This window comes from Novosphingobium sp. TK46, from assembly GCF_055361525.1.
Genome location: NZ_JBSZKB010000002.1, coordinates 216,331 through 242,597, shown reverse-complemented (window position 1 = coordinate 242,597; position 26,267 = coordinate 216,331). Strand labels below are relative to the sequence as shown.

The 26,267-nt window shown below is 58.1% G+C and carries 24 protein-coding genes and 2 pseudogenes; 14 read left to right on the top strand and 12 right to left on the bottom strand.

What is annotated here, in order from left to right; genetic code table 11:
- The first annotated feature begins 568 nt into the window (after positions 1 to 568).
- The gene (locus ACXJ1Z_RS19405) at positions 569 to 1,225 is read left to right on the top strand and encodes a CPBP family intramembrane glutamic endopeptidase (RefSeq protein WP_463781594.1); all 657 of its coding nucleotides are present in this window, start codon (positions 569 to 571) and stop codon (positions 1,223 to 1,225) included.
- Between the two features lie 161 nt (positions 1,226 to 1,386).
- Here the strand turns inward: ACXJ1Z_RS19405 and ACXJ1Z_RS19400 are convergent, their stop codons facing one another.
- On the bottom strand, positions 1,387 to 2,382 hold the full coding sequence (locus tag ACXJ1Z_RS19400; RefSeq protein WP_463781389.1) for an SDR family oxidoreductase: 996 nt from the start codon (positions 2,380 to 2,382) through the stop codon (positions 1,387 to 1,389).
- Positions 2,383 to 2,734: 352 nt separating this feature from the next.
- Between ACXJ1Z_RS19400 and ACXJ1Z_RS19395 the strand changes: the two genes are divergently transcribed.
- On the top strand, positions 2,735 to 3,376 hold the full coding sequence (locus tag ACXJ1Z_RS19395) for a DJ-1/PfpI family protein (protein ID WP_463781388.1): 642 nt from the start codon (positions 2,735 to 2,737) through the stop codon (positions 3,374 to 3,376).
- Position 3,377: 1 nt separating this feature from the next.
- Here ACXJ1Z_RS19395 and ACXJ1Z_RS19390 read toward each other — a convergent pair whose 3' ends face one another.
- Together ACXJ1Z_RS19390 and ACXJ1Z_RS19385 are read right to left on the bottom strand one after the other, a co-directional pair.
- Complete coding sequence (locus ACXJ1Z_RS19390; RefSeq protein WP_463781593.1) at positions 3,378 to 3,836, bottom strand: GFA family protein; 459 nt, start codon at positions 3,834 to 3,836, stop codon at positions 3,378 to 3,380.
- Positions 3,817 to 4,437 (bottom strand): DJ-1/PfpI family protein, encoded by a 621-nt coding sequence (locus ACXJ1Z_RS19385; RefSeq protein ID WP_463781387.1) that lies wholly within the window; start codon positions 4,435 to 4,437, stop codon positions 3,817 to 3,819. Before ACXJ1Z_RS19385 ends, ACXJ1Z_RS19390 begins: the two co-directional genes overlap by 20 nt.
- A gap of 479 nt (positions 4,438 to 4,916) precedes the next feature.
- On the opposite strand from ACXJ1Z_RS19385, the gene ACXJ1Z_RS19380 reads away from it, so the two are divergent.
- A complete protein-coding gene (locus ACXJ1Z_RS19380) occupies positions 4,917 to 5,408 on the top strand; it encodes an immunity 26/phosphotriesterase HocA family protein (RefSeq protein WP_463781386.1) in 492 nt (163 codons plus the stop codon).
- Positions 5,409 to 5,894: 486 nt separating this feature from the next.
- Positions 5,895 to 6,320, top strand: a complete 426-nt coding sequence (locus ACXJ1Z_RS19375; protein WP_463781385.1) for a hypothetical protein — start codon at positions 5,895 to 5,897, stop codon at positions 6,318 to 6,320.
- A gap of 411 nt (positions 6,321 to 6,731) precedes the next feature.
- Here the strand turns inward: ACXJ1Z_RS19375 and ACXJ1Z_RS19370 are convergent, their stop codons facing one another.
- Both ACXJ1Z_RS19370 and ACXJ1Z_RS19365 read right to left on the bottom strand, forming a co-directional pair.
- Positions 6,732 to 6,944 (bottom strand): helix-turn-helix transcriptional regulator, encoded by a 213-nt coding sequence (locus ACXJ1Z_RS19370; protein ID WP_463781384.1) that lies wholly within the window; start codon positions 6,942 to 6,944, stop codon positions 6,732 to 6,734.
- Positions 6,941 to 7,360 carry a hypothetical protein gene (locus ACXJ1Z_RS19365; protein ID WP_463781383.1) on the bottom strand — a complete coding sequence of 140 codons (420 nt, stop codon included), beginning with the start codon at positions 7,358 to 7,360 and terminating at the stop codon, positions 6,941 to 6,943. The genes ACXJ1Z_RS19370 and ACXJ1Z_RS19365 overlap by 4 nt, the downstream gene beginning before the upstream one ends.
- A 256-nt stretch (positions 7,361 to 7,616) precedes the next feature.
- On the opposite strand from ACXJ1Z_RS19365, the gene ACXJ1Z_RS19360 reads away from it, so the two are divergent.
- Both ACXJ1Z_RS19360 and ACXJ1Z_RS19355 read left to right on the top strand, forming a co-directional pair.
- A complete protein-coding gene (locus ACXJ1Z_RS19360; RefSeq protein ID WP_463781382.1) occupies positions 7,617 to 7,823 on the top strand; it encodes a ParD-like family protein in 207 nt (68 codons plus the stop codon).
- Positions 7,824 to 7,864: 41 nt separating this feature from the next.
- The gene (locus tag ACXJ1Z_RS19355) at positions 7,865 to 8,275 is read left to right on the top strand and encodes a DUF6841 family protein (protein WP_463781381.1); all 411 of its coding nucleotides are present in this window, start codon (positions 7,865 to 7,867) and stop codon (positions 8,273 to 8,275) included.
- Positions 8,276 to 8,479: 204 nt separating this feature from the next.
- On the opposite strand, the gene ACXJ1Z_RS19350 is transcribed toward ACXJ1Z_RS19355, so the two are convergent.
- The 3 genes from ACXJ1Z_RS19350 to ACXJ1Z_RS19340 all read right to left on the bottom strand — a co-directional run bounded on the left by ACXJ1Z_RS19350 (position 8,480) and on the right by ACXJ1Z_RS19340 (position 11,196).
- Positions 8,480 to 9,625: a YihY/virulence factor BrkB family protein gene (locus tag ACXJ1Z_RS19350; protein ID WP_463781380.1), complete on the bottom strand. Its 1,146-nt coding sequence runs from the start codon at positions 9,623 to 9,625 to the stop codon at positions 8,480 to 8,482.
- 226 nt (positions 9,626 to 9,851) lie between these two features.
- On the bottom strand, positions 9,852 to 10,544 hold the full coding sequence (locus ACXJ1Z_RS19345; protein WP_463781379.1) for a hypothetical protein: 693 nt from the start codon (positions 10,542 to 10,544) through the stop codon (positions 9,852 to 9,854).
- A 28-nt stretch (positions 10,545 to 10,572) separates the two neighbouring features.
- The gene (locus ACXJ1Z_RS19340; RefSeq protein ID WP_463781378.1) at positions 10,573 to 11,196 is read right to left on the bottom strand and encodes an OmpA family protein; all 624 of its coding nucleotides are present in this window, start codon (positions 11,194 to 11,196) and stop codon (positions 10,573 to 10,575) included.
- A 559-nt stretch (positions 11,197 to 11,755) separates the two neighbouring features.
- On the opposite strand from ACXJ1Z_RS19340, the gene ACXJ1Z_RS19335 reads away from it, so the two are divergent.
- The 4 genes from ACXJ1Z_RS19335 to ACXJ1Z_RS19320 all read left to right on the top strand — a co-directional run bounded on the left by ACXJ1Z_RS19335 (position 11,756) and on the right by ACXJ1Z_RS19320 (position 14,370).
- Positions 11,756 to 12,538, top strand: a complete 783-nt coding sequence (locus ACXJ1Z_RS19335) for a Crp/Fnr family transcriptional regulator (RefSeq protein ID WP_463781377.1) — start codon at positions 11,756 to 11,758, stop codon at positions 12,536 to 12,538.
- Entirely contained in the window at positions 12,535 to 13,206 is a 672-nt protein-coding gene (locus ACXJ1Z_RS19330) for a sensor histidine kinase (protein WP_463781376.1), read from the top strand. The genes ACXJ1Z_RS19335 and ACXJ1Z_RS19330 overlap by 4 nt, the downstream gene beginning before the upstream one ends.
- Before the next feature lie 137 nt (positions 13,207 to 13,343).
- Positions 13,344 to 14,060 (top strand): Crp/Fnr family transcriptional regulator, encoded by a 717-nt coding sequence (locus ACXJ1Z_RS19325; protein WP_463781375.1) that lies wholly within the window; start codon positions 13,344 to 13,346, stop codon positions 14,058 to 14,060.
- 43 nt (positions 14,061 to 14,103) lie between these two features.
- Positions 14,104 to 14,370 (top strand): DUF6894 family protein, encoded by a 267-nt coding sequence (locus tag ACXJ1Z_RS19320; protein WP_463781374.1) that lies wholly within the window; start codon positions 14,104 to 14,106, stop codon positions 14,368 to 14,370.
- A 1,535-nt stretch (positions 14,371 to 15,905) separates the two neighbouring features.
- Here ACXJ1Z_RS19320 and ACXJ1Z_RS19315 read toward each other — a convergent pair.
- The 3 genes and pseudogenes from ACXJ1Z_RS19315 to ACXJ1Z_RS19305 all read right to left on the bottom strand — a co-directional run.
- Complete coding sequence (locus tag ACXJ1Z_RS19315; RefSeq protein ID WP_463781373.1) at positions 15,906 to 16,139, bottom strand: P-loop NTPase family protein; 234 nt, start codon at positions 16,137 to 16,139, stop codon at positions 15,906 to 15,908.
- Complete coding sequence (locus ACXJ1Z_RS19310; protein WP_463781599.1) at positions 16,118 to 16,732, bottom strand: hypothetical protein; 615 nt, start codon at positions 16,730 to 16,732, stop codon at positions 16,118 to 16,120. The genes ACXJ1Z_RS19315 and ACXJ1Z_RS19310 overlap by 22 nt, the downstream gene beginning before the upstream one ends.
- A 28-nt stretch (positions 16,733 to 16,760) precedes the next feature.
- Positions 16,761 to 16,875: pseudogene (locus tag ACXJ1Z_RS19305) on the bottom strand (AAA family ATPase); the annotation flags it as partial.
- 94 nt (positions 16,876 to 16,969) lie between these two features.
- Here ACXJ1Z_RS19305 and ACXJ1Z_RS19300 point away from each other — a divergent pair.
- The 4 genes and pseudogenes from ACXJ1Z_RS19300 to ACXJ1Z_RS19285 all read left to right on the top strand — a co-directional run bounded on the left by ACXJ1Z_RS19300 (position 16,970) and on the right by ACXJ1Z_RS19285 (position 24,524).
- Positions 16,970 to 17,113: a hypothetical protein gene (locus ACXJ1Z_RS19300; protein WP_463781372.1), complete on the top strand. Its 144-nt coding sequence runs from the start codon at positions 16,970 to 16,972 to the stop codon at positions 17,111 to 17,113.
- Between the two features lie 61 nt (positions 17,114 to 17,174).
- Positions 17,175 to 17,413 (top strand): annotated as a pseudogene (locus ACXJ1Z_RS19295) (integrase); the annotation flags it as partial.
- A gap of 200 nt (positions 17,414 to 17,613) precedes the next feature.
- The gene (locus ACXJ1Z_RS19290) at positions 17,614 to 23,442 is read left to right on the top strand and encodes an ATP-binding protein (RefSeq protein ID WP_463781371.1); all 5,829 of its coding nucleotides are present in this window, start codon (positions 17,614 to 17,616) and stop codon (positions 23,440 to 23,442) included.
- 77 nt (positions 23,443 to 23,519) lie between these two features.
- Positions 23,520 to 24,524, top strand: a complete 1,005-nt coding sequence (locus tag ACXJ1Z_RS19285; protein ID WP_463781370.1) for a hypothetical protein — start codon at positions 23,520 to 23,522, stop codon at positions 24,522 to 24,524.
- Between the two features lie 129 nt (positions 24,525 to 24,653).
- Here ACXJ1Z_RS19285 and ACXJ1Z_RS19280 read toward each other — a convergent pair whose 3' ends face one another.
- A complete protein-coding gene (locus ACXJ1Z_RS19280) occupies positions 24,654 to 26,141 on the bottom strand; it encodes a sigma 54-interacting transcriptional regulator (protein WP_463781369.1) in 1,488 nt (495 codons plus the stop codon).
- Positions 26,142 to 26,267 lie beyond the last annotated feature (126 nt).

Here is a 26,267-nt window from a genome sequence, read left to right as displayed (position 1 = left end):
GCAATGCATGCTCACATGTTGTGGCAGGATCACGAACCTTCAAAAGCTGTTCAAAAGTTCTCTAGTCTCTTTGCTGAGGCAAAAAGAATGGATGGTGGTCTCGCGGGATACATAAAGCGCTTCGCTTTGTACCACATTTCTTTGTCACGAGGTGACTATGCCGCAGCGAAGTCTCATGAACGGAACGCAAAGTCGATGGGTATTGATGCAAGAGTCAGAATCCTCTTACCCATACCAGTTATCTATAACGTACCGTACACACCGCCCTCGATATCTGCATCGGCTTGATCGGGCGTGGTTATTCACGATGCGCCCTCGGTCGTGTTGCCGTCCATCCCGGGAGCTCTCAAATCTCGATTCCTGTGGGAACTGCTCGAAGCGTCCAAGTCCGGCCGTTCAGCATCGCCTCGAACTTGCCAGAGAGCGGTCGCTGGTTCATCTCCCGCTGGTGAGTTAAACCCGTCGACCTGTATAGCTCCTGTTAAATCTCCGAAGCTGGCTAACGATCCTTTTTCTAATTAAGAGATCTGGCCTCGCTTGACTGTTTGTAGGTGTCGCCTTGCTTGATATGATTCTGGCATTTCTCTTGCTCATCGCCCTACCGGCACGTGCGCTCTTGCGCAATCAGACGAAGCCTTCAGACACCCCTAGAAGTAGAAAGTACACGGTTACCATCCTCATGGTTGCGGGCTTGGTCACCATCCTGTGGATCGATTGGTGGATCGCCGGCCGGTCGGCGGACGCGCTCGGTCTCGGCTTACCGACAACGACACCTGCACTGATCGGGTTGGGCGTCAGCGCTGGACTTCTTGGGCTCTTCCGTATTCTCATATGGTACAAACGAGGAGCGCCGGCCCCGGAGGCGGAACGTACAGCCCGTGAGTTGCTGCCTCAAACGGCTAGCGAGTTCCGCATGTTCGTTGTCTTCAGCCTGGCAGTGGGTCTCGGATGGGAGGTGCTCTACCGAGGCTTTCTCCTGTTCTACCTTCCACTTCACGTCGGCCTTGTCGCAGCCGTCATCATTTCCGCCATCGCCTATGGCGTCGGCCATGGCTTCAAGAACTTCGGACAGTTCGCCGGTAGCATCGTGGCCGCATTGGCTTTCGCGATCGGCTATGCTCTAACGGCCAACCTGTGGTGGCTCGCTATCTTACATGTCGGGCTACCCTTGTTGACCCTTACGATCCGGCCGGACGGACGCGACGGCAACATATCTGACGCTTAGCTGCAACCCTGGCTGGTCGATGACGGTCGTTCCGCTTCCCACATTCCAATTTTTCAATCGCAATTGGTACGATCACCGTTGATTGCCATCCATCCACGGCCATCGGCGTCCGTCCTTCCGCGTAAGTGGCAGATCGGGCGTGATGCAGGCAGGCAGGGCGGCTAGGCCTTCAAGCGGCACCGCGCGAGCGCTCCGAACGCCATGGCTGCGGCCAGGACGCCGAAGCGGGCGACCGCAGGCACGCGCAGCACCGCGTTGTAGCTGCTGTGCCGCCTGCCGGACTGTATGCGTGACCGGATCCGTCCGTTGTCGAATGGGCCGAACAGGTTGTTGGTCCGGTTCGGGCTGATGTCCTTCGCTACAAGAACCGCTTCGGTCGTCTTGCCAAGGTTGTCCTGAAGGCCGGGGATGTGCGTTGCGGCTAAAGTGGTCGCGATGCCTTGGCCGCCGACGTGGACGGTGCCGCGCGGATGCGTGGCCGCGTCCAGCACTGCTCGCGCGACGACATCGGGGTCATAGGTGGGCGAGGGGATGCGCGGCTCGCCGTCGACGTGCACCGCCGCATGCTCCGCCAGCGGCGTGGCGACGCCTGCTGGCAGCAACAGGGTGACCGATACCGGCGTGCCTTCCGCTTTCAGCTCCTGCCGCAAGGCTTCAGAAAAGGCGCGCATGGCGAACTTGGACGCGGTGTAGGCACTCAGGATCGGACTGGGCACTTGCGCGCCGATCGTACCCATGTTGACGATCGCGCCGCCGCGCTGGCGCATGTGTTTGAGCGCCACGACGGAGCCGTTGACCACGCCAAAGTAGTTCGTGCGGAACAGGCGTTCGTGCTCCTCGTCCGGCGTGTCCGCCAGCTTGGCATAGATCGCCACGCCGGCATTGTTCACCCATGTGTCGATAGCCCCGAAGCGGGTCACGGCCTTGGTCGCGGCCTGTTCGAGCTGGGCGCGGTCGCCCACGTCCGCGACGATGTAGTCTGCCTTGCCGCCCGCCTTTACGATCTCATCCACAACCTTCGCTAATGCCTCGCCGTCGCGGGCCACGAGCATCACACGCGCCCCCTTGGACGCGAGCAGCGTCGCCGTGGCAAGGCCGATGCCGGAGCTGGCTCCGGTCACGACGATCACCTGCTTGTCGATGGGAAGCAGTTTCATGGCATCGCACTCGTTCTATGGTCTCGTAAACCGGTTCAACGGCTCGGGCGCGCGGCGGGTTGCGGGACGGTACTTCGCCATGCTGCAAGCAGCGCACGCGAGGACCGGCACGTGGCGTATGTTCTTCGGCAGAGCAGGCTTCCTGTCTGGCCGCTCGTTCAGCGCCCATGGGCAAAAACCCTATGAGCAAGATCATTGCGCAAAACGTCCGCCCCCGGCCTGTCCAAGACGTGATGACCTTTCGCGATTGACCATCGCTTGTGAGACGGCCTGAGCCGTCTCGATCCCAGTTCGTGTGCGGGAGGGAGCGCCGGCTTCAAGGTTACCTCTATCGCTGCTATCTGGTTGCTGCATGGCAACCACCGTTTTGACATCAAGGCTGCAAGAAGGATCGCCGGCGAAGGTTGGTATCCTTCTGTTCCCAGACGTCGAAGTATTGGACTTCGCTGGACCTTTCGAGGTGTTCTCCGTCGCTGCCCGCATTGCGCCGGTAAAGCTGGGCACTGCGAGGCCGCCGTTTAAGGTAGTGACAGTTGGTAAGCAGTACGCCCCGATCATCGCCAGGCATGGTCTGCGGGTCACGCCTGATTATGATTTTGAAGATGCTCCGCAGCTCGATATTCTGATCGTGCCCGGTGGGATCGTTGTGCCGGCGCTTGCGGACGAGGCAACGCTGGATTGGCTCCAGCGTGCGGCCAAGGGCGCACAAATAACCGCTTCTGTCTGCACTGGGGCCTTTCTCCTCGCGCGTATCGGTATCCTCGATGGCCTTACCGCCACCACTCACTGGGAGGATTTGGATGACATGCGAGCGCAGTTTCCTAGCGTTACAGTTGTGGAAGGCCTGCCTTATGTCGACCAAGGGGAGGTCGTCACGTCTGCCGGTATATCAGCCGGCATCAGCATGAGCCTCCATCTCGTCGCTCGCTTGGTCAACCCTGACTTGGCGCGTCTGACGGCAAAGCAAATGCAATATGACTGGCATCCGGCGTGAGCTACGCTGGCGGCCCTTCAGGGTATTGCGGCCTGCCGTCGTTGAGCGTCAGCCAGGCTTGTTTGCTGGAGGTCCAGATATGCTCGGTGGGCTCGAACAGATCGGGTCGGTCTAGGCTCCCCATAGATAACCCGATTGTGCCGGCGCTCTGGCGTTCTGAAAACAGCGTCGTCCCGCACGCGGTGCAGTACCCTCGCCGTATACCGCTGTCAGCACTTACCCATCCCACGGGGCCATCGATCGAGAGCTCGGCCAGCGGCACCATGACCCGCGCATAGAAGGCTGCGCCAGTCGCCTTCTGACACCGATGACAATGGCAAACGCGCACGTTGAGCGGCGTAGCGTCCGTGGCATAGCTACAGGAGCCGCAGAGGCATCCACCCTCAATCACAGGGCAGCCGGTTTTTGCATGAAGATATCGACGGCGAGACGATGTCGCATCAGGCAGCCATGGACGCATCTTCAACGATGAAGGGGCGGATAACGCGCACGGCCTGGTCGACGTACAGCGACTTCTCGCCCACGGGCGCGACATAGTGCATCGCTTCCTCTGCATCACTGATGGAGGCGCCACGAGCGATCATCCAAGCGGCAAGATACTGCGAAGCTAGGCAACCGCCAGCGGTTGCGACGTTGCCGTGCGCGATGAACGGCGCATCGATCACCTCCACCCCTGCCTCTACTACCCACGGCTTGGTCGTCAGGTCGGTGCAGGCAGGAAGATCGCCGACGAGGCCCAACTTGGCGAGCAGCAGCGTTCCGGAGCATTGGGCGCCGATGAGTTGGCGGGACGGGTCTAGCTTGATCCGGGACAACAGGTCTGCGTCTAGGGCGATCTCACGCGTCCTTATGCCACTGCCGATCAAAACGGCGTCGGCCTCGGTGGCGAACTCTAGCGGCTTCTGGCGATGAACTGTGACGCCGTTCATGGACGTGACCTGTTCGGTCGGCGAGGTGATGTGCGCCGCCCAACCCTTTGCCTTCAAGCGGTTCAAGATTGCTGCCGCGACGAACGAGTCCAGCTCATTGAACCCTTCGAACGTCAGAACCGCAATCTGCATGAACGCCTCCTTGGCGAGTGTCAGGGCTGCTTATAATCGATTGAGCATTAGAATGCCCGTGCTTTCCCAATTCACCATCCCAATGGGAAGGACTGACCAGCGATCAAGGAGGGCGCTTGATGAATGGGCGACAGCTTTCGGGATACGTCTTGAGCGGGCCCTATGGCGAAGATGGGGTGGAGAGCGTACGGGCTACTCGAAGTAAATTCCGGCCGCCCCTTTGCAGTAACCGGGGGCCAGCCACTGCCCGCCCATGTCCAAGCAAGTGTCGACCGCTATCGCACTTCTGAACCACCACCCGCCAACAGCGCCCAGTGCTAATGCCAACGTGACCAGGGCGACCGTCTTCCACATTCTGGGCGTCCTACCAGTCGGCGCAACGTCAGCAAATGGGGCTTGGAGGCAACGGCGGCTTTCGTAGGGGTTGGGGTGGGAAACAGACATTGCAGAACGCCGGTGGTTGCCACTAGCATGGTTGCATGGCCGGTACGAACAAACGGGTGCGTAGGCGCGAGGGTGACGTTCTAAGGATAGACCTTGGCGACGAGCGGCACTCCTATGCGCAAGTCGCAGCGGAGCCGTTGATTGTCTTTTTTGACGGAGCCTACACAGAAGACTTAGCGCCAGAACAGGCAGTGCGGTTGCCGGTGCTATTTCGGCTTTGCGTGATGAACCAAGCCGTGACGCGCGGCTTTTGGCCTGTGATCGGTCGTCAGGCGCTGGCCCCCGAGAATGAGCAAGAACCGTTCTTCTTCAAGCAAGATGTGGTGACAGGCAATCTCGCGCTTTATCACTCGTCATTCGCGAGCACGAATTGGGAGCAGCCAGCGACCTTGTCCGAATGCGAGGGGCTGGAAAACGCTGCGGTTTGGGATCCCGAGCACGTTCTGGATCGGCTTCGCGACCACCACGCTGATCGACCGAACAAGTGGGTTGATAGCCTGTCAATTGACGTGGCAGCGATTCCGTAGTCGGGTCGGCTCTTCGATTGCGCGGTCGCTTGATGTCCGACTATGGGGCGTGTGCCGACCGGCAGCATTCGTCCGAGATGGCGGTGAAAGCTGACGTCTAGCGCATGGCGTAGAACCAGCTTCCTTTATAATCTCGCGCCACTGTCTCCTCGGATTGGAAGATAAAGCTGGTTGGGGGGAAGCCTGCATTTGCCGCTGAAACTAGCCGTTCATTAAGGGCGGCATCGCAGGCGAGCCTATCGCGTTCCTCATCTAGCGGAGTGATAATCCAGCAAGCCCACTCCGGTGGGTCGAAATCGATAGGGCCTATGCGCTTCAATTTGGCGGTTGGCACCAGTTGCGAGATAGCGTGGAGGATGGTTGCCTCCGTCCGCGCGACCTCGGGTAACAGGTCATATCGGAAATCGCCTATCATGTGTGTGAAGATGGCATCCGCGTTTGATGTCCGCAACTGGGGCGTGTGCCGACCGGCAGCATTCGTCCGAGATGGCGGTGTTAGCTGCCGTTCTCGTTGCCAAGGTTGCCAAAGATTTCAGCGTGCCAGATCATCTTCGTGTCTCGCAGCCATGTGCTGTTTTCCACGGTCTCGAACTTGGCGATTTGCGTCATTTCGATCCCGTATCGCCGACAGAAACCAATGATTTCCCACAGGTCATCATCGGTCGGGAACCGATTGAACTCGATGAACAAATCCCGGACTACGCCATAGTATTCCCGGACGAAGGCCATGCGATCAAGCCACTCGAAAAAGGCTCGCTCATCCGCGTCGTGGTGATACAACACGTCAGTGGCAACGATTTGAAGCGCGTTGGACATCCGTTTTTGCTGCCAGCAAAGCCGCCGTTCCGCAATGGCGACAACTGGGGCGCAAACTGCCTGTCCGAGTTCAGGATAGTAAGTGCTGTTAGCTGACATGCGTGGCTGAAGAGGCGGGGCAGGGCGCCTGCCGCCCTCATTCCGGTCGCTGAGCACCCCACGCCTGATGCCCGAAAGCGGCTGTCGGTTCATCTCAGCTGCCGGCTTCTGCGAACAACATGAAGTGGGGACTTTCCCGCCAGACAGCTTCCAAGATCGAAACGGTCGCAAGCCGCCGTTTCTTGGTGTCACAACCGTTCGGTTTTGACACTCAGCGCATCATAGCCGCTCGCGCCCCATTCGGCCGTTCAGACCGCTTAACCAATTCCCGTTTTCCCATGTCCGACCGGCAATTTCGGGAAAACCCAATCGGGAACAGATTTTGGGAAAACGTAACCCGGAAGGGACGCACGGTGCGTGTTTGAACGGCCTTGTCCTGTTTGACCTTCCCAATTGGGAAAGCGCCCCTCAATCCTCGTCGCTGATCCAGAATAGGTCTTCCACCCTCTTGTCGAGGTCGCGAGCGATCCTCAGCGCCAGCAATGCGGAGGGCGAGAAAACCAAGTTCTCGATGGTATTGATCGTCTTACGAGATACCCCGACGCGCTGTGCCAGATCGGCTTGTGTCAAGCTTAGGCGCTCTCGCTCCGCGCGAAGGCTGTTCAGTAACCGTTCGCTCATTGACGTGCCGAAACAAGTTCTGCGATCCCGAAGCTTATCAGAGCGGAACAGATGCCCACAGACATGATTATCTGGATCGCGTCTCGTGGCCCATAGTCTTTGACGTATGTAAGAATGTAGCAAGCCACGGCTGTGGCAAGCATATTCCAGAAGCCGATCATTAAAGAGCGTCGTCTGCTGACGTCGCTGCCTTCGTCGTTGAGAATGCCGCGCAACGCTGTGTTGCGAAATAAACCGCTCGCCCAAAACAGAAAGATGGCAACGACCACGCCGGTGATGATCCATGTGATCGGACCGGCACCGCTCGCGTCCATCCGTTGCGTCTGGGTTGCCGCTAGAACAGCGCCCATCACGATCGCGGCTATCGCTCTTTGCTTTGACAGACGCTCCGCCCGTTCGGCAACGATCGCTTGCATTTGCGCGCTCCTTCAGTAACCTCTAGGTTACAATGCGTAACCCAGGGGTTACATGGAGTCAACGGCGTTGGGGTGGCCTGGGCCGGGTGAGATTTCCCGTTTCTCGATCCCAATGGGAAAGCCTCGGCCGTCTCGATCGCCGTTCCTTTGCGAGAAAGCGGGGCATCGGGCGGGGCACTGTAGGCCACACCAGCTATTGACCCCTGAATATATGATCCATAAGCGGAACGTATATTCTCGGTATGGGGATCGGGTGATGGGTTTAGTGAAGATCGACGACGAGCTGCACGAGGAAGCCCGCCGCGCCAGCGCCGTCATGTGCCGGTCGATAAACGCCCAGGCCGAGTTCTGGATGAAGATCGGGATGCTCGCCGAAGCCAATCCCACCATGGCTTTCAACGACATCGTGAAGGCGCAACTCGCGGAGGCGAGCGTCCGCCTGGCCCAGCCCCTTGCGGCTTGATCGAGCGCTGCCGACCATCCCGACCACCTGCTAGGACTGACATGCCCTTTAACGACGAAGTTACAGATTTTTTCGGCCGCTACATCGATGCCTTCGCGCGCGAGGACGCCGACACCTTAAGCGAGCTATGGGACGAGGTTGGGCTGTTCCCTACCCCCACCGGCAACTTCGCCATGCCGCGATCCGCGTTCCGTGACCATTGCGCCACGCTGTTCGGTTTCTATCGAGCCCAGGGCGTCGTGCGACCGGAAGGCACCCTGCTGTCGGCCGACGAGCTGTTCCCGGGCGTTGCTCAGGCGCGCATGGCCTATCACATGATCGGCACCGACGGCGCTGCGGTGGCCGAGTGGGAGCATGTCTATGTTCTGCGGCGCACCGACACCTGGCGCGTATCGCTAACTATAGCCGATGGCGAGATGGCTGCTTGGACGGCCAAAGGCGTTCAGCTTTGATCGAATTTGCCGCCGCTCGACCATTCCCAAAATAACATCCCAATTGGAAAGCGTCGGTCGTCTCGATCGCCGTTCCTAATTGGACAGCCGGAAGCGATTGTTAGCGTCCGAGTGCGGACGTTTGCTCGACCGCTTCGGCGCAGCACCTCACATGCACGCCGTGTCACGCTCGCTTAGCGTCGCGGATGCCGACAACGATGAAGATCAGTCTTGCCGCCTTGTCGAGATAAGTGCGGCGGCGACTGCGAGCAGCAATCCACCGATTGGAGCGTATTTCTTCCCTTGGAGCATTGCTAGCCTACCCGCCACAAATACTGGCGAGAGCAAGCCTACCATCTGCGGTCCCGCCACTCTGCCTATTCGACTGCTCGGTCGTGCCGCCAAGTCGTTCCTGACCACGGACCCGGCCGTCGCAACCTGATCCCCGGTGTTGCCACCATCCCCTAGCCCCGAGTTGCGGGGAGCCGTCTCGCACTCGCCCGCCACGGTGTCAGCCGCGTACGCGCCACGCACGCCAAGTGGCTGGTCGGAGCCGATCGTCGTGTCAGTCGCCGTCTGTCGCTCGAGTTCGCAGTTCACTTCTGCACCGAGGAGCAGGATATAGGCGGACAGGTACAGCCAAGTCAGCAGTACGACCGCCGCGCCCAATGACCCGTACGTCGCGTCGTAGCTGCCGAAGTTCGCGACGTAGATACCGAACCCTGCCGTCGCGGCGAGCCACGCGAGCGTCGCGCCAATGGAGCCTAGGCTCAGCCACTTCCATTCGGCTTCATCACGGTCAGGAGCGTATCGATAGAGCGTCGCCGCGGCGACCGTGCCGACGCCCGCCATGACGACGTAGGTCGCCATCTTTGCAAGGACCAGTATTGTATTGGGCGCCCACGGCAGCAACGTGTCGAGATGCCCAAGTGCGGCAATCGCGATCGTCGCCACGATCGCCAGTAGCACTGCGCCTGCGGTGATCGCCAGCTTGACCAATTGGAGGCGGACAAACCCGCGCGTCTCCTCCTCGTCATAGGCGATATTGATCGCAGTGATGATTGCGCCGGCACCCTTAGTCGCACCGTAAAGGGCGATCAGCAGCGCCATAAGGAGGCCGAAACCCTTTTTACCCCCAGACGTGGTGACCACATTCATGAGCTGTTCGCCGATGAGCTTGGCGGCCTCGCCTGGCATAACCGACGTCATCTCCTGGACGTCATGAATGACGGACTGGGGGCTAGCTACCAGACCGTAGGACAGCACTATCGCGCCGAGCATCGGCACCAGCGCCAAAACCCCGCAGAAGGCGACGCCCGATGCGATCAGGCTGATGTTGTCGGCGGAACCCTCCTTCCAGGCGCGGATCAACACGTCCTTCCAGCCCTTCGCCGGTATCTCAGTCGGTCTGTTCGCGTGCCTGCCGCGATCATCCGCGCTCGGGTTCTGCTTTGCCGCAACGTTCGTCATCGATCACTCCGATATCGGCACCCAATCGACGCTACCGTCACTGCGGGTGTGCCCGCCAACTCCAAGCTCGCGCGATTTCGGTAGTAGGAGGGGAACGACAGGATGTCGTTCTCCCTCACGTTTCGGATCAATCGGGCTGCTTGCCTTGCTCGGCCTCGCCGCGACGTTCCTGCTCCAGGCCATCGCGCTTAAGGTTCGCGTTGCCGAACACACTGCCGGCTACCTGCTTGGCGTTGCCGATGCCTTCGTCAGCAAGGCCGGACAGCTTACTGCCGGCATAATGCTCGCTGCAGTAAGTGCGTACGCGTGATGAGCTGCGGTCGAGATCACGACTGGCATAAGGCGACGGCAAGCTGGAGGAATCGATGTCATACTTGCTGGCGGGATCGGAACGACCGAGTGTCCCCTCGGACCCGGCTCCCAAAGTTGCGGAGCTCAAGCCAGCTTCGGCTGCCGGGTAATCCCAGCCCGAAGAACGCCAGATCTGAGACCGCTCGTCGATATCGACGGTGTTGGCTTCTTCCAAAACCTGCACGGCATCACCAACGGCATCATCGTCGACATCCGCCGTCAGCAGATAGCCGCCACGGCGCATGCCTTCTTCGTAGGTATGGCGATCATGGTCGGGCAGAAAGGCATTCTTGATCGAAGCCCAGACTCCGCGATGTTCGTTCGTGGAATTGTTCGTCTCATGGTAGCCATCGCTCTGCTTGTCATGAATGCGGATGTGGTCTGCATCCACTCGTGACTGCTTCAGGCGCTCCTGTGCCGCTTCGGCATCGCTGCGATCGTCGAACAGGGCTGTAATGGTATGGGTCATCTTATGTCTCCTGATTAGCTTGTTGAGTTTAGCGCGAAGTGACGATCAGCTCGGTGCGACGGTTCTTGGCTTGGCCGGAAGCCGTGGCGTTGCTGTTGACCGGATCGCTCTCCCCGCCCGCGACGGTCTCGATGTGAGCAGCGTCGACGCCTTGTGCCACCAGACCGGCTTTGACGGCCTCGGCGCGTGCCTTGCCAAGGGCTATGTTGGCCTTGTCCGATCCACGTGCGTCGGCGTAGCCAGCGATGCGAACATGCGTATTTGCATACTGCTTGAGGACATCGGCGATGGTCGTCACTTCCTGAACGTCGCCCGGACGAATGTCGCTCTTCGCGGTGTCAAAGTTGAGCGTCTCGAATTGGAAGGTTCGGGGTGCCACTTCCTTGCCTGCAAGATAGCCGCTGAGACCCGAGACGCCGGTGAGGGCAGTCGCCGACGCGGCATTCGGCGTTGTCGCGACAACTTCTGCTGCTTCGTTCGTGGTTTCAGGCGCCACCGCGACGGCGCTGCGATCGCTATTGCAGCGGCTTAAGGCTAGTAACAGCGCGAGAATACCCGCCAGCAGCGCGATCCACGCCACCCAGTTGGTTTTCTTTTTTTCGATGTGAACTTGGCGCGGAGGTGCGCCATCCGTCTTGTGTGGATCTGCCATTTCAACTCCCCAATCTGAAGGCCTCTGCATGAGTCCTCAAGATCGCGCTGAAACGCATGGCGCTGTCTTTGGGTCCAGTATGCCACCTGCATCGCGCAGCTTGGAGCCTTTCGGCTTTTAATACCAAAACTGATCTTATTTGAGACGGCTCCGGCCGTCTCGTTCGCCGTTCGTTTTCGGGAATGGCAGGAAGCGCCCAATAAGGACAGAACCTCGGCAGCCAAATGCTGTGTGCACTTAGCGTTGGTTGTTCTTCGCTGCGATTGATAAAGGTACCGTCACCTTTGATACTATCCGGTGGCGACCGCGCCAACTCAGCCACTTTCGTAACTCGATGCTGTGTCAGGAATGATCGGTTTAAAGGAGAGCGATTCTCGCGATTTTCGCAGTGGTGCGCGAGATTCAAACTGCTCTGTTCGATAGCAGACAATGCTCAAAGTTGCCTTTTAGGCTATGTTGATTTTATATAAAACCACAGTGCGCGCAACGTTCGAGGGGATGTGCGGTGTCATATATTACTCAGCCTGCTTTAGACATTAGCGGGCACGCCAACAATTGTATGCCAGACGGCCAGGATTTTGACGAGAATCAATGGAACTCTTCCTTTGATCGTATATCCCTCGAGTTGTTTTTGAGCTACTTCGGGGATGGTGGCGAGTGGCTCCAGAAACTGCGGTTTCATCAAAGGTGGTGCAAGGCAGGTGACCTGCTCGTTTGTGAAGGGCGGTCTCAGGAACGCTTATTCTTCCTGCGGGAGGGATGGGCCTGCCGGGTGGCGGATACACCTCGAGGCAAAGCTAAGGTCTGCGCGATCCTCGTAGCTGGTGATGTTTGCAATCTTGACGCGCTCGTCAGCACGAACCTGGTGCCAGGACTACGGATGCTTACCGCAGGTGTGGTGATTTCAGTGCCTCTCGCCGAGGTTCGAGCCCTTGTCCTATCGAGCGTCGAGTTCGCATGTGCAGTCGCCTGCATGGGCTTTGTCAATGGATCACTAGCCGCCCGTTGCGCCAATCGGCTCGCGCACCTGCAAGCCCGTGACCGCTTGATCGACTTGCTTTGCGAGCTCACTTATTGTGCTGGGCACGGCCACTACGGTGTAGAAGGTCGATCTTTCAGCATCCCCATCTCACAAGCGTGCATAGCGGATTTGCTGGGGCTTACCCCCGTTCATCTCAATCGTACGATAAGAGACGTCCGCAAGGAAAACCTGCTTACTCAGCAAAACCCGCTGGTGGTGGGAGACATTGGCGCGCTGAGGCGCGCGGTGGCGTTCAACCCAGCATATCTTCACCTTGATTCCCAAGGGCACCGACGCTCTCCTTCGGTGATGACCTCATGAGGTACGGAACGGAAGGCGCAAAAGCCGGGTCGGTTTTAGGCGATCGCGCAGTCAGCCGAGCTGATCTTTTGCTACGCGAAACCAATCACCGCTGCAAAAACGATCTGCAGCTGGTTGTAAGCATGCTCATGCTTCAACTTCGCAGGGTGCATTCCACAGAAGCGCGTGAGGCATTGCAAGATTCGATCGCTCGTGTCGAGGTGCTGGTTCAGTCGAGGACCTTCCTGCATCGACAGGAACCTGTGTCTTTGGAGGGCGCACTGCGCCACGTCTGTGAAGGTTTGCAGGCCCAGGCAGAAGTCCGTTCGGTCATAGTGGCGCTTGAAGTTGGCGCCTGTCGGCATCGTCTTGACCCTGATGTCGTGACCACCGTGGCGTTGGCCGTGAACGAGCTTGCCGTAAACGCGCTCAAGCATGCGTTTCTTGATGGGCGCTCAGGCAAAGTGACCGTACGCATCCAAGATCACGATGATAGCCAACTCGCAATCATAGTGGAAGATGACGGACTGCCCTTGCCGGTGCGCGATCAGCGCAACGTCAAAGCCGGACATTTCGGCATCGATATCATTTCCCGCCTCATCGCCTCGGTGGATGGCCTGCTGATTGCCCCCTCCACTGGGATGAAGGTGTTCGAGATCAGGGTTCCGGTGATACCCAACCAGGGATAGCGGCGGTAATCATTGTTCGATACCGTACAAAGGCTGCTCTTCATCACGACCCCGGCTAAGGCTCATGCCTTGTAGCAAGCACGCCGTCGATCGGCAACGAATGTCGAGCGACTGCCACGCCAAATCAGGTATGTAAGATGACGTACTGCAACTCCGAGATGGTACGCAACCGGCTACTACGTGCGATGGCCCCCGCTGACCTGGCGCTCATCGCCCCACATCTGGAAGCTGTCACATACGACCGAGGCGAAGTCCTGATCCTGCCCGACAAATCGATTCAATGTGCCTGGTTTCTGACCAGCGGCCTTAGCTCTGTCATCGCGATGTCGACCGAAGTCCAAGGTATCGAAGTCGGTTTAGCAGGACGTGATGGTCTCATCGGGACATCGCTCGTCCTTGACAGTGACCGCTCACCTCATCGTGTCTTCATGCAGGTGGCCGGTGGCGGTTTTCGGATTGAAGCACAGGTACTGCGCGACCTGATGGACCAGAGCCGTACGTTGCAAAAGCTGCTCTTGCGCTACGTGCAGGCATTCTCGGTGCAGCAGGCCTACACGGCCTTGTCGAATACGCTTCATACGATTGAGGAACGTCTCGCGCGTTGGCTCCTGATGAGCCACGATCGTCAGGATGGCGATGACATCGCATTGACGCATGATTTCATGTCGCTGATGCTTGGCGTGCGACGACCAAGCGTCACGATCGCACTTCACTCTCTTGAAGGTTTAGGCTTTATCCGGTCGACTCGTGGCATGGTCGTCATCCGCAGCCGTTCTGGTCTCGAGGAGTTTGCTTCAGGGGCTTACGGGACGCCGGAAGCCGAGTATGAACGTTTGATAGGTGTGCTTCGGTAGCTGTCCGAAGCGAGGTTCAGCACAAGCACGGACAGCAAGGCGCATGGCTCGATACTACTTCCATCCCCACAATACTGCGCGGCGGCTCGAGGATTTGGAGGGAGGCGAGTTTCCGAGCCTCGATGCCGCAAAAGCAGAAGCGCTGGATGCAATCCGGGAATTTTGGTCGCAAGCGATGCTACGAGGCCAGGATCTTGGTGGCATGCGATTGGAAATTGCCGATGAGGGCGGCGCGACGTTAGCCATGATCCCGTTCGATGCTGGACTACCTGCTAGCCTGCAGGCGCGATTGGTAGGCAGCGCCGGCTAAGCCTTCTGATGATGAGCGTGCAAAGCTTCACGTGAAGCGGGGTTTTTCAACGTCATTGTGGCACGAACGGCCTGTCTGGAATCGGGGCGCTGATACCAGCATAGCGGACCTGGCGCCGTATTTCCCATTTCACCATCCCATTGGGAAGGACCGACGGACGCTCAGAGTGGGTGCCCGCTCGATGAACGGGCGGCAGTTTTTGGGCTTCGTTTAGAGCGGCTCTATGACGAGGATGCGGGGTGGCAAGCGGACATTGTCTGCGGTAGGGTTTATGGTCGCGGCGCTCGGGAGCTTTGGCATGCGAAGCCCAATCAAAATGATGCTCTTGCTTCTTCCGGCGAGCGTGGCAGCAACAACACCAGCGTTGTGGATCCAAGAGCAGGCAAACTGTCAGACGGATCAGACTGATCGAGCGCGTGCGCTTCACCGGGGAAGGCTCACGGCGCAAGACGCGCAGCGCGCCGCAACAAGTATCGTCCGCATATGCCGCTCGACGGTTCCACCCGGACTATTCACGGCGCAGGAGCGCGCGGATATGGACGGTGCTGACCGCTATGAGATCGCGCAGAAGCTGCGGGACGAGCATCGGCCAACCGTCCGCTAGTGGGGCGTGTGCCAACTGGGAGCTTTTGTCCGCTACGCTGGTTCGGGGGTGACCGAGAAGGGGTGGATTGCGGACTGGCTGCCTTAGCAGCAGTATGCCCGCATGAATCGGATAAGCTACATCGTATTGGCGCTCGTTGGAGCATCGTCCGCAGTAGAGGCCACAGACTGGTATAAACTACCGGCAACATCTGGAGGCTCGCGATATGTCGATAGAGCCAGTGTGAAGCGCAAAGGACGCTTCGCGACCATCGTCACACAAGTTCGTGGCGAAACACCTGTGCAGTCGAGGGAACACTTGGACTGCACTTCCCGAACTATCAAAGTCTTACTGACGCGACCACTCGTCGTGAATGTCGATGGTGGGCTTAATCCGCCAGAGCCATCAACTTCCGCATGGGTGCCCGTTTCAGAAGCGGCAGACGGAGCTGCAATGTATCGCATCGCATGTCGTCGGACGAAGATAAGGAACCCTAGTTAGGCTCAATTGTCCAGTTGCTGGGGCGCGAACGGCATGTCCGGAATCAGGAAAGCAAGTGCCTGTAGCGGACATGCTTGGCCGAATAGGCGGGGGCAGGGCGCCTGTCGCCCTCGTTCCGGTCCTTCCGAGAAAACGATGACGCGCCCGAAAGCTGCCGCTTGTTCATGTTCGTGATCGCACCGCACGCGGGTTCAACACGCCGGCGAGGTCACCTGTCGGGTGCCGGGCCCGGAACGGCGAGCATGGGCGTCTGCCGACCGGCAAGAAGTCTCCTTGTTGCCGAAGCGCCACACTGAAAACGACGGGCATCTATCCGCCGATCTGAGACGGTAAGCCGTTCCGGAACGGCCACTCGAGTGCGCAGATTGAAAATACGCACCGTCCGCACTAAGGGAAAATCGGCGCCTAAACACCGATAAGGGTCGATCCCTGACGGGTTGGAGCTCAGACTTCAATCAACCACCACCTCCACTCGGCTTTTGCCGCGGCCGGTGGGGGTGACTTCGAGCTTCACCGGCACGCGCTCCTTGAGTTCCTCAACGTTGCTGATGACGCCGACGCGGCGGCCGCTGGCGTTGAGGTGTTCTAGCAGTGCCAGGGCCTGGCCGAGGCTCGCGGGGTCGAGCGCGCCGAAGCCCTCGTGGATGAACGGGCTCTCGATCTTCACGCCGCGCGCGGTGGACATTTCGGCGAGGCCAGCGCGGGCGCCAGGCTGACGAGGAAGCGCTCGCCGCCCGAAAGGTTGTGCATGCCGCGCACCTGGCCGCCCATGTCGTTGTCGATCACCTGGACCATCATCTCGCCGCCGGTGCCGCGCTCCAGCGCGTAGCGGGGCTTGAGTTCGGCAAGGCGGGCGTTGGCGTGTTCGAGCAGGCGGTCGAGGGTCAGTCCTTGCGCGAAGCGGCGGAAGACCCTGCCTTCGCGGTCGCCGACGAGATCGGACAGGCGCAGCCACACTTCAGCGCGGGCATTTGCCGCTTCCAGGTCGGCGCGCAGGGCGGCGGTGCGTTCGCGGAACAGATCGTCCTGGCGCAGCAGGGCTGCGGCATCGTCGCGCCGGGCGGCAGCGGCGTTCAGCGTGTCCTCGGCGCCGGCCAGCGCGGCCTCGAGCGCTTCGGGCGTCCTCGGCGCCCGACAGGCGGGTAAGGACGACGTCGCGGGTGCGGGCGGCGTCCTGCCGCGCGGTGTCGAGAGCGGGGAGCGCCGCCAGCGCCTCGGTGAGCGTCCGATCGGCCGTGCGCCATTCGGCGGCGCGGGTGCGCAGCCATGCGGCGGCATCGGGCAGGGCCCACACTGCCCGATGCGGGCGCGGCGCGTAGGCGCGGGATCTCGGCGAACAGGGCTAGGCACACCGCGTCGAGCAGGGTGGACTTACCCGCGCCCGTCGGCCCGGTGATCGCGAAGATACTGGCCCGGAGCATATGGCGCTGCTCATCGAGGCCGGGCAGATGACAGCATCTGACTACGTGCCAATATGCCCCGATTTACTGCTTGCATCCGAAGGGGCATCCACAGATGCCATCGCCAGCCAGCCAGCCAGCCAGCCAGCCAGCCAGCCAGCCGATGCCTCATGCCGAACTGCGGCAACGCTCCAGTGAATATGCCAAGATTGGCCACCAGCCTGCGCTCGCCGCGCAGACGGGCGCGGGGCTGTTCTAGGTGTAGGGTGCACGGACCGAGTAGAGTGTAGTGGAGGGTGCTCTGCACCTTGGGTAGATACCCGATCTGGCGGGCGATCATCCGGCGTGCCTTCGAGAAGGGCGCGCCGCCTGATTGACCCGAGACGATCTCGATCACTGGCTGTCACGGATTAGCGGGCATTCCACGCGGTTCGAGCTCAACCAGGACCTGTTCGCTGCGGGCGAGAATTTCGCCGGGATCATTGATAGGCTGCGGTGGAAGTCGCCACGCGTCCCGCTTGACTACAATCGTGATCTGGCTGCGGAGCAGGGCGGCTGATCCGGAAATCGGCTAGTTTCATCCAAAGCTTATGGGGCATCGGTTTATTCGGATGCCGGCGATCTGGAACGAAAAAATCACGACGGAGCAGGTAACGTATGTGGGAGGGGTTCTAAAGCTCGCCCGACTTATTTCCATTGCAATCAAGCGCCTTTACCTCCTCGCCGCTGTCATGCACATAGCCCAGATCAGGGGGCAACATGACTATCTCGACTTCCCATTTCAACGAAGAAGTGGGTTCTCCGCTTTTGACCGAAGTGTCGCTCAATGAGCTCCTTCAGTGGGTGCCCAGCCATAATCGGAAATTCGCGGAGCAAGCGGCGATAGAGTCTTTTCCAGGCTGGCAGTCGAAATTCGACAAGAGCTGCTCAGTCGACGCTATGGCGAAACTGCTGTGTCTTGGCGGCGCCTCTTTCGCCGAGTCCATCTGCAAGCGAGCGGGAATTCGCGGCCTCGTGGAGTCTGCAGAGCGAAACGCGCGCAAGGCAGTTGCACCCGCTGCCCGGACAGGACGACTGCCTCCCAAAGGCCGCTGGGCGGCTGAGCTGGCGAGGATCGGAAAGCTTAGAGAGGCCGCTTGGCTCTTGTGGGTCGGCAAAAATATTGCGCCCGATTGGAATCCACCTGCCTGGTTATCGGAATACCCGCAGATTCGCTCCTTGATTGAAGGTTCTGAGGTCGTTCTGACGCCCTTCGATCATTCAAATGAACCTGAACCTAGCCACGCTCAACCGCCGCTGCCACACAAGGACGAGGACGAAGTTCTTGCGAAGGGGCTGGATGAGAGCTTCGCCCTCATTGGCGCCGAGTTGGACAGCATCCTTCGCCAACACCGAATGGACAGTGGAGAGCTCCCGGGGCTTCTTCGTCTAATTGCAGACCAACTCGATCAGGTTTCTCAAGAACAAAAAATCGCCAAGGAACACCGCGCGCAGCAATTGGCCGAGTTCCAAAATCGAATTGCGTGTTCAGAGGCTGACATAAGGCGGTGTGGTACCGATACCGTCGACCAAGGTCTCGGACTGATTGCGCTTGTGGGCGCTTCGCTTGGCGAACTGGATGGAGGCAAGTGCCAAGCGTTGGTAGAACATGTTGAGACGTATTCACATGCGGTGTCGGCATGGCGTCGCGCCTTTGATGAACTAGCGACTACCCACGATTATGCTGGCGTCGCCGAAGCACGCAAGACCGAACTCAACGCATTCGAGAGCCTCTCGGAGATTTTTAGGGGGCACGGCCCCATTGCTGCGGAAGAGGGCGAAGTTGCTGGTTTCCTAGAACGCGGAAGCGTTCAACAGGTCGATCCTCAACCGGCAGGCATTGCGGATTCTCCGGCTACTATAGATCGACAGGACACTGTTCGAGCAGCTGATGTAGTTGAACCTCAACGCCCATCGTTTAGCTCGCGAAGTGTAGCCAACGGATCTGTGGAGGGGGCAAGTGGTTCGGAAGTAACGCCAGTCACCGAAAGACCTTCAGGAACCGAAAATCCAGCAGACCTGGCCGTCGAACGGCTCCCTAAACAAGAGGTCACCGAAGTGGTTGCTGAAGCCGAACTGCTTGCCAGTCAGGCAGTCGACGGCAAAACTAAGCATCTTGAATTGAAAGCCGCCGCGCATGAAGCAACTAGCGCGGCATTAAGCGGATGCAGCTTTGCGCTTGCCGAACATATTTCAATAACGTCGGTAAATGCGGGCCTCAAAGCTCCCTATGGTTTGTCGCCGACGATACTTCGCGCGCTGACTGCTGGCTTAAAAGCAGGGGATTATGCGGCACCGCGTGCGGCGGAAATATTCGACTCTCAACGACCATTGGTCGAGGCCGAATTAGAGGATGGGCTTCCTGCAAGCGCCCAGCTGGTTGTTTTTGCGGCATCGCTCCGCCCGGCACTATTTGCTATCGAAGCGAGCGCCGATCGCGTGCTGCGGCAACTCACGGGTTTAAAGGAGATAGCCCGGAGCGTAGACGCCCTCATGGTGATAGCGTCCGAGGTCGCCCGGCGCGGGCAACTGAACCCTTTGGATCTCGCTGAGGTTGGTGACCAACTCGCCCCGCAGAGACAGCTCGAACTCTTCCGTAGTGAGCTTGAAAGCTACTTGGAAGCGGCGCCGTCCCGGAGGCTCAAGTTCCAGCGCGCAACGCTGATATGGAGTAGCTTTCTGCGTTCCGGCCAAGTCCGGGATGCCCTCGACGCGATCATTGCTGACGGTCCTGACGCCCCTGACCTTGTTGCACGGGCCATTGACGCCATTGGCGACGTTGACCAGGCGATATCAACAGCCGATCGAACGCTCGCTGGCGGGCGTAAGGTCCAGATGCTCACGGCCGGGGCTCGTGCGACACTTGGTGACTGGATCCAAGACCTCTCCGATAGACTCGAGACCTGGCAGAGGCTCAATGAAAGTCGGCGCCATATTGATAAAAACGAATACGGTTTCCACAGTCACAATGAGCTTCGCACAGCGCTTCTGGAATCGCAACGCGATCTAATGTCCATGGAAAGAGAGGACGAGGCCACTCGTCTGAGTATTGGAGTTGCGATATTTGCAATAGACTCTGTTCTTGCACATTTTTCAGGCGTGGAGCGTGATGATCGCTACAGTCTGATCGACGAGCAGGAAATGCTCTTGCTTTTCGAGAAGCCGCCTCGCTCGGGCGAGGGCGCTGAATGGTCTTCAGGTGATCTCTTGGCATATTTCGCGGATGCGAAGAATGTGGCGTCCACGATCCCTAACTTTGAACGGGCGTTTGAGCGCGCACTAGGATCTGGCCGCTTTCCCGATGCCATGATGGCCCGTGACCAATTGTTGCTCGATGACGTGACTCGGAGTCCGGAAATCGAGCGCCGACTCGTTGGTGAGTTTGATAGGCAGATCTCAAATGCAAAGGTCGAAATTGGCCAAGCCCGTAGGCGACTGAACGACCTGCTCGGAGCGGACGACCGGCAGGTGCTTAGCCGAGAGCTCGCGCCGACGTTGGATAAACTGGATTCCGACCTTCAGGATGCAGCTGTTTACCTTGACCTTTGTGAATGGAACGCTGCGTTAACGAGAGTTACCCGAGAAATCGATGAAGGATTCTTGGTGTTAATCGGACCACTTGTAAACGAGATCGATGCGCTGGAACGCCAAGGTACCGAGGTGGCGGACTTGAGGAAAATGGTGGAACTGAAAGATCTCACCACCCTTTCAGAACACATCGAGGCGTACAAGCAGGGCGTTTTGATCGTCGACACGCCTATCGATCTGATGGTGGCGTTCAATCGATTTTTGAATTCGAATATCAATCCTGATATATCCAGTGCACTCGATCTGATCGAGAACCGTGGGGTTCTCGGAGATAGCGATTTCGCGAATTTCGACGATCTTCAAATTGAAGCTGCATCAAGCCTGCTCAATGCTTGGCACGACCTGCGGCGTTCGGCCGAAGGTGGTACCGCAGGTAATCTCAAAGGCTTATTTCAATCTCTACTGGCCACCTCTCAAATAGATGTCGCCAGTAAGAAGAAAGTAAATACGATAGGTGCTTTTAATCTGAAGACACCCGTCTTTAGATCGCGTGAAGAGTGCATCGCCCCGGCATTTGGAAGTGAAGCCGGTGGCGAGTATGATATTATATTGGTCGATCGCCGTAGCGTCGGGACCGGCGCCGAGCTAGCTGCCCTCAAGTCTAATCTCAACATGCCTACCTTTATTATTGTAAAGGGCATTATCACGGACTCCGCCCGCCGAACATTCATGAAGCAAGTACGAATGGCCGGCGCAACTCCGCCGTGCGCACTAATTGATGAGGCGCTCATTTTGTTTCTGGTTGGGCGCCGACTACGTGGGCGATCAGATTTCTTTATGCTGGCCTTGGCTTGCGGGGTAGTGCAACCCTATTCCGACATAGCTCAGAAAACATCGCCTGAAATGTTCTTTGGCCGTGATGAAGAGTTGAAGGAGTTGTGGAACCCTAACGGTTCATGCCTGGTTTACGGCGGTCGCCAACTGGGGAAGACAGCGCTTTTGCGCCAAATTGAACTGCGTCACAATAGACCGAACCACTGTGTTATCTATGGTGATGACGACGTCGAGGCATTTGGTCGCGACGGACCGTCCCCTTTTTGGCGCTGGGTGGCGAGGCGGTGTCAGGATCGTGGGATTACAATGCCAAGTAGGCCGAGTGAAGCGAGTGTTCACACGGCCATATGTGCTTGGTTAGACGAAGACCGATCGCGTCGCCTGGTGATATTGGTCGACGAATCAGACAAACTCTTGCACAGCGAAATCAAGGCGGAATTCAAGATTTTGCTGCAGGTCCGCGAATTGATGCGCCTAACTGATCGTCGCTGCAAATTTATCTTTGCAGGCCTTCACGACGTTCAAAGACTTGCGCGGTCTCCGAACTCCCCACTTCTTCACTTTGGGAATCCTATTCGGGTCGGTCCTTTGATGGGGAAGGACCTATTTGCCGCGCGTGCGATGGTTGAAGCGCCGATGGCGGTCGCAGGCTATGCATTCGGAGAGAACTCGGCGGAAGGTAGGGCACTCGTTGGCCGAGCGTTGTCTGAGATCGGATACTATCCTTCGCTTATGCAATCGTTGGGTGAGGTGTTGGTTGATCGTATGAATGCGAAAGCCGCTTCGCGTCTTTCGGGCAAGTCGCCGGTACTTCCCATGCGGATTTCCGAGGAAGAACTCAACCACGCTCTACGGGACGATACGTTTCGAAATGGCGTGAGTACGAAGTTTGATGCCACATTGAACTTGGATCAGCGATATCGGCTCATCGCCTACCTGGTCTTGATCGGTACACAGGACTCTGGACCTTCCAGCTTGTCGAGGCCTGGGCTCTCCGTGGCTGAAATCCAGCGAGAGGCAATGTACTGGTGGCCTCAAGGCTTCGTGGAGGACTCGTCGAACAGCGCCTTTGAAGGGTTGTTGAAAGAAATGGAAGGACTTGGAGTCCTTGTCAGCTTGAACGATGGGCGCTTTGCGATCCGATCGGCACGAATTGCCGCGATGTTGGGCTCGACTAGGGAAGTGGAGGATCGTGTTGAGGAAATGGCCTTTCAGCCGTACCTGACGATTGACGATACCGGTAGTTCTCGAAGAATGGTTGCTTCGCATGCGCCATCGCCACTTACGTTCCGCCAAGAAAGTGTGCTTCTTGAGCCTCACGATGCCCCACCACTGGCAGTCGCACTCAGCTCCCCTGCGTTGGGCCTCAATTTAGTCGCGGGTGCAGTGTCGGACTTGGTTCGAGGAGACCACCAGCTATTCGTATTAGATCAGAAGGTTTCCAGCGTTCAGCAAATCGAACGTGCGATCAGTACTGTCGCCGTCAGGGCTAAAGAGGCAGGGTGCCAACGTGGCCTATTGATTGCTACCGGTCCGTGGCTTGGGCGTGAAGCTTTTGAAACCATCTTTAGTCATTCGGAGGTACGTCGTGCCACGCGACTCTCCAATCAGGGGCGACCCCAAGGGGTACGCGTACTTCTGCTTCCGACGCTGATCGACTGGCGAGAGATCTATGCCCAGTACGATGGTGATCGCCTATGGGGAGCCACCTTGATCACGCTGGCGCCGATGCAGGAGGCCGGCGTGCAGGAGTGGATGGAGCACCGACTGGGGATCAAGGTAAGTGATTCTGCCTCGGTCGAGAAGGCCCGTCGTGCCACGGGCGGTTTTCCAAAAATCCTGAGCGACATCGAGGCGAAGAGCCAGCCAGCATTTGAAGATGCAATCAATGAAACGCCCAAGGGCCGTGACTTTGGGAGCACTCTCGATGATCTGGGGTTGAGTGATCCATGGCTCAACTCGATCCTTCGTGTCCTGCACGAGCAATACAATGGCGCCGTTTCCCTTAAGGACAGAGCGGCTATGGTTACCTTGATGGAGGAAGAAGGCCTCAACAGTGTCGACCACGGGTTGTGCGTTCTTGAGTGGCTGGGAGCTTTGGAGCGGATCCTTGATCCCGAAGTTGAACCAGGCTGGATTCTCAATCCTTTCGTCGCCACAATTTTGAGCGCCGAAGACGCCCTGTGATCCGACATCCATCTTACTGGGCGCTTCCTGGCGGTCGGCGGTTTGTCGATTTACTTGTCGCGGGCAGAAGCGGGCGGGTGGGCACTTTCATTCACGAGCCATTCGCTACTCAAATCCTCAGTCAGACCATCGCAGACGCGATCGAACAGGAAGGGCTCGATCGCGTTCTACGGATTGATGGATCACATGATAGTGCAGAGCTGTTGGAGAGGCTGACCAATGAATTTGGCGCGAAGGCATCGACTATCGATGGTTTCGCATTCGCAATTCGATTTGCAGTTATAATTGTCTGGAATGTCGAGGAACTTTCCTCTTTCGTAAATGACTTAATCCGATTTGTAGAAGCGGTTGCCATCCGCAAAGATGCTGAGGTCCCAAGGATTATACTGTTATCCAGGCGTGAGGAGGTTCTATGTTCAGAACCTCTGTGGAAACGAGTTCCTGTGAATAACGTGCTCGGCCCTTTGGACGGTGCAAGCTTTGCGGCGAACCTTGGGACATCTAAATGGACCATTGGCAAGCGTTTAGCCATCAGCGTGGCCATCGAAGTTGGGGCTTGGGATCTGGATGTTGTCGAGCAGATTGCAGCGGCTCCTTTGGAGCAAGCTATCCGCCCAGATCGCAATTTGGGGCGTTGGGCCGATTGCCGGGTGTCGCTTTGGAAAGGGGTAAAGCCTGATTGGTGCGCAGGAAGCGCAGATCACTTCGGGGGGCAGGTCTCTGTTCATCCACTATTTCTTGCCGCAAATAATCCAGCGTTGCTGGCAAAGAGAGTGTGGCGCGGACAAACGGCTGTTTTATTCCCGTGGCTCGAGGAGGTCCGGCAGGAAGTCGTAAGTCGTTTTCGGTATCAACTTCAGCCGGATCCCCGCTCGTTTGATCAGGATATAGACTCCCTGGATTGGGGGCCTATTTGCTGGCAGCTGAAGACAGAAGCAAACAAGATCACCGATGCACTCCACGGAGCGCGGAAACTTCGAAATAGCATAGCCCATTGCCGTCCTGTAACCTGGGAGGAGGTGCGGACTTGCGCCGGTGCTCTTTCAGCAGTGGGTCTCACCGGGGAAGGGGTGGGATTGTAGCCCCGTATCTCTTGCGGGTGTGATCTCAAGCGAGCGACGGGCGCTCTTAAGGCACACGAATGGTAACCTTTCCCCTGGGCCCTATCTTCGCAAATTCGGCAGCAGATTCGCTAGGCCGCGTAGACGTCTTCACAATCCCAACTTCTCACGCCGCATATCCAAACGCTGATAGCTCGCGTAGCCAATCAAGCGAGCCGCGCGGGATTTGTTTCCACCCGTATTCGCAAGGGCGCGCGTTATGTAATGCGTTTCCACGTCGCGAAGTATCTGGTCAAGATCCAACCCATTTCCGAAAGGGCGGTCGAGAATGCTTTCAGACCTGCTTACTGGTTCCGGGAGCAGCGCATCCTTGATGTCCTCGACATTGAGCATCCGTCGATCGGACCACACAAGGGCGCGCCTTAATGTATTCTGCAGCTCCCGAACATTGCCACGCCATGGCTGGTCACAAAGCAACGCTCTAGCTCCTGCATCAAGCTCCTTCGCTTTGAAAAGCGGATCTGTTGCCATCTCCTGGTTGATTCGCTCGAGCAACTCGTCGATTAATAGTGGTAAGTCGCCGTACCGTTCTCGGAGCGGGGGTAATTGAATGCTGAGGACGGCGAGCCGGTAAAATAGATCCTCACGAAACCGCCGATCTATAGTCTCGGAGAATAAGTTTCGATTTGTTGCTGCTACGACTCGTACGTCGACCTTCCGTACCTTGTTCTCCCCAATACGGGTGACTTCGCCTTCTTGCAGGACGCGCAGTAATGCTATCTGAGCGGGAAGTGGTAGTTCGCCCACCTCGTCCAGAAACAATGTGCTGCCATCCGCCTCCTCGAAGCATCCTGCCTGCGCACGATCTGCTCCTGTGAACGCGCCTTTGAGATGACCAAAGAGCCGCGATTCCACAAGGTTCGTGGGAATGGCCCCACAGTTGACCACAATCATCTCGCGACTTGCCCGCGGACTGGCTGAGTGGACTGCTCGTGCTAGCAGTTCCTTTCCGGTTCCGGATTCGCCTTCGATCAGAAGTGGCACGTTGCGCGGAGCAGCCTTGCGAGCGAGCGCGATCACGCGCTTCATAGTCGAGCTACGAGAGACGATAGCCCCGAAACTGCTCGCGGCACCCGGTCGCTCCGCGGTGGCTTCGGCCAAGCGGCGATCAGGCTCACGAAGGAGGTCGGGGAGAATTTCGGCCGGCAGGTTGAAGGGGTGCTGAACTGTATTAAGCGATCCTGCAGAAGATTCGATTAGCTCAGCCGGAAAGCGAGAGGTGGCGAGCAAGAGCCATACCGAAGCCATGACAGGCGTACCCGGGCTCAAGTGGAACGTGAGTTTGATGCCTGGACCGACGATCTCGACCGCTTCGGCGATGAACGCTGACGCGTACCGATATATTTCCGTGAATGCATTCGGCTGCGGCAGCGACGCTGCGCGGGCCACTATTCTGACGTTAGGTGCCTCGCGATCAAGCCAGGCATTGTAACGCTCCATTTCAGATGCTGGCCAATTACACAGCAGCCAGGCTTGTTCGAAAGGCCGCCTGCGTAGCGCGTCCAGGATCGGCCCGAGAAAGGCATGGCTTTCAGCGTCGAGGTCGGCTCGGCCAATCCAGGCAAAAAGAATCTGCATGGCGTAGGAATAACCCAAACTATGCAAGCATAATATGCCTTATTATCGTGATTGCGAGGAATTTGAAAAAGTGATCCATTTCCGTCACTTCCGTCATTTGGCACGATGCCTGCATTACATCCTTCA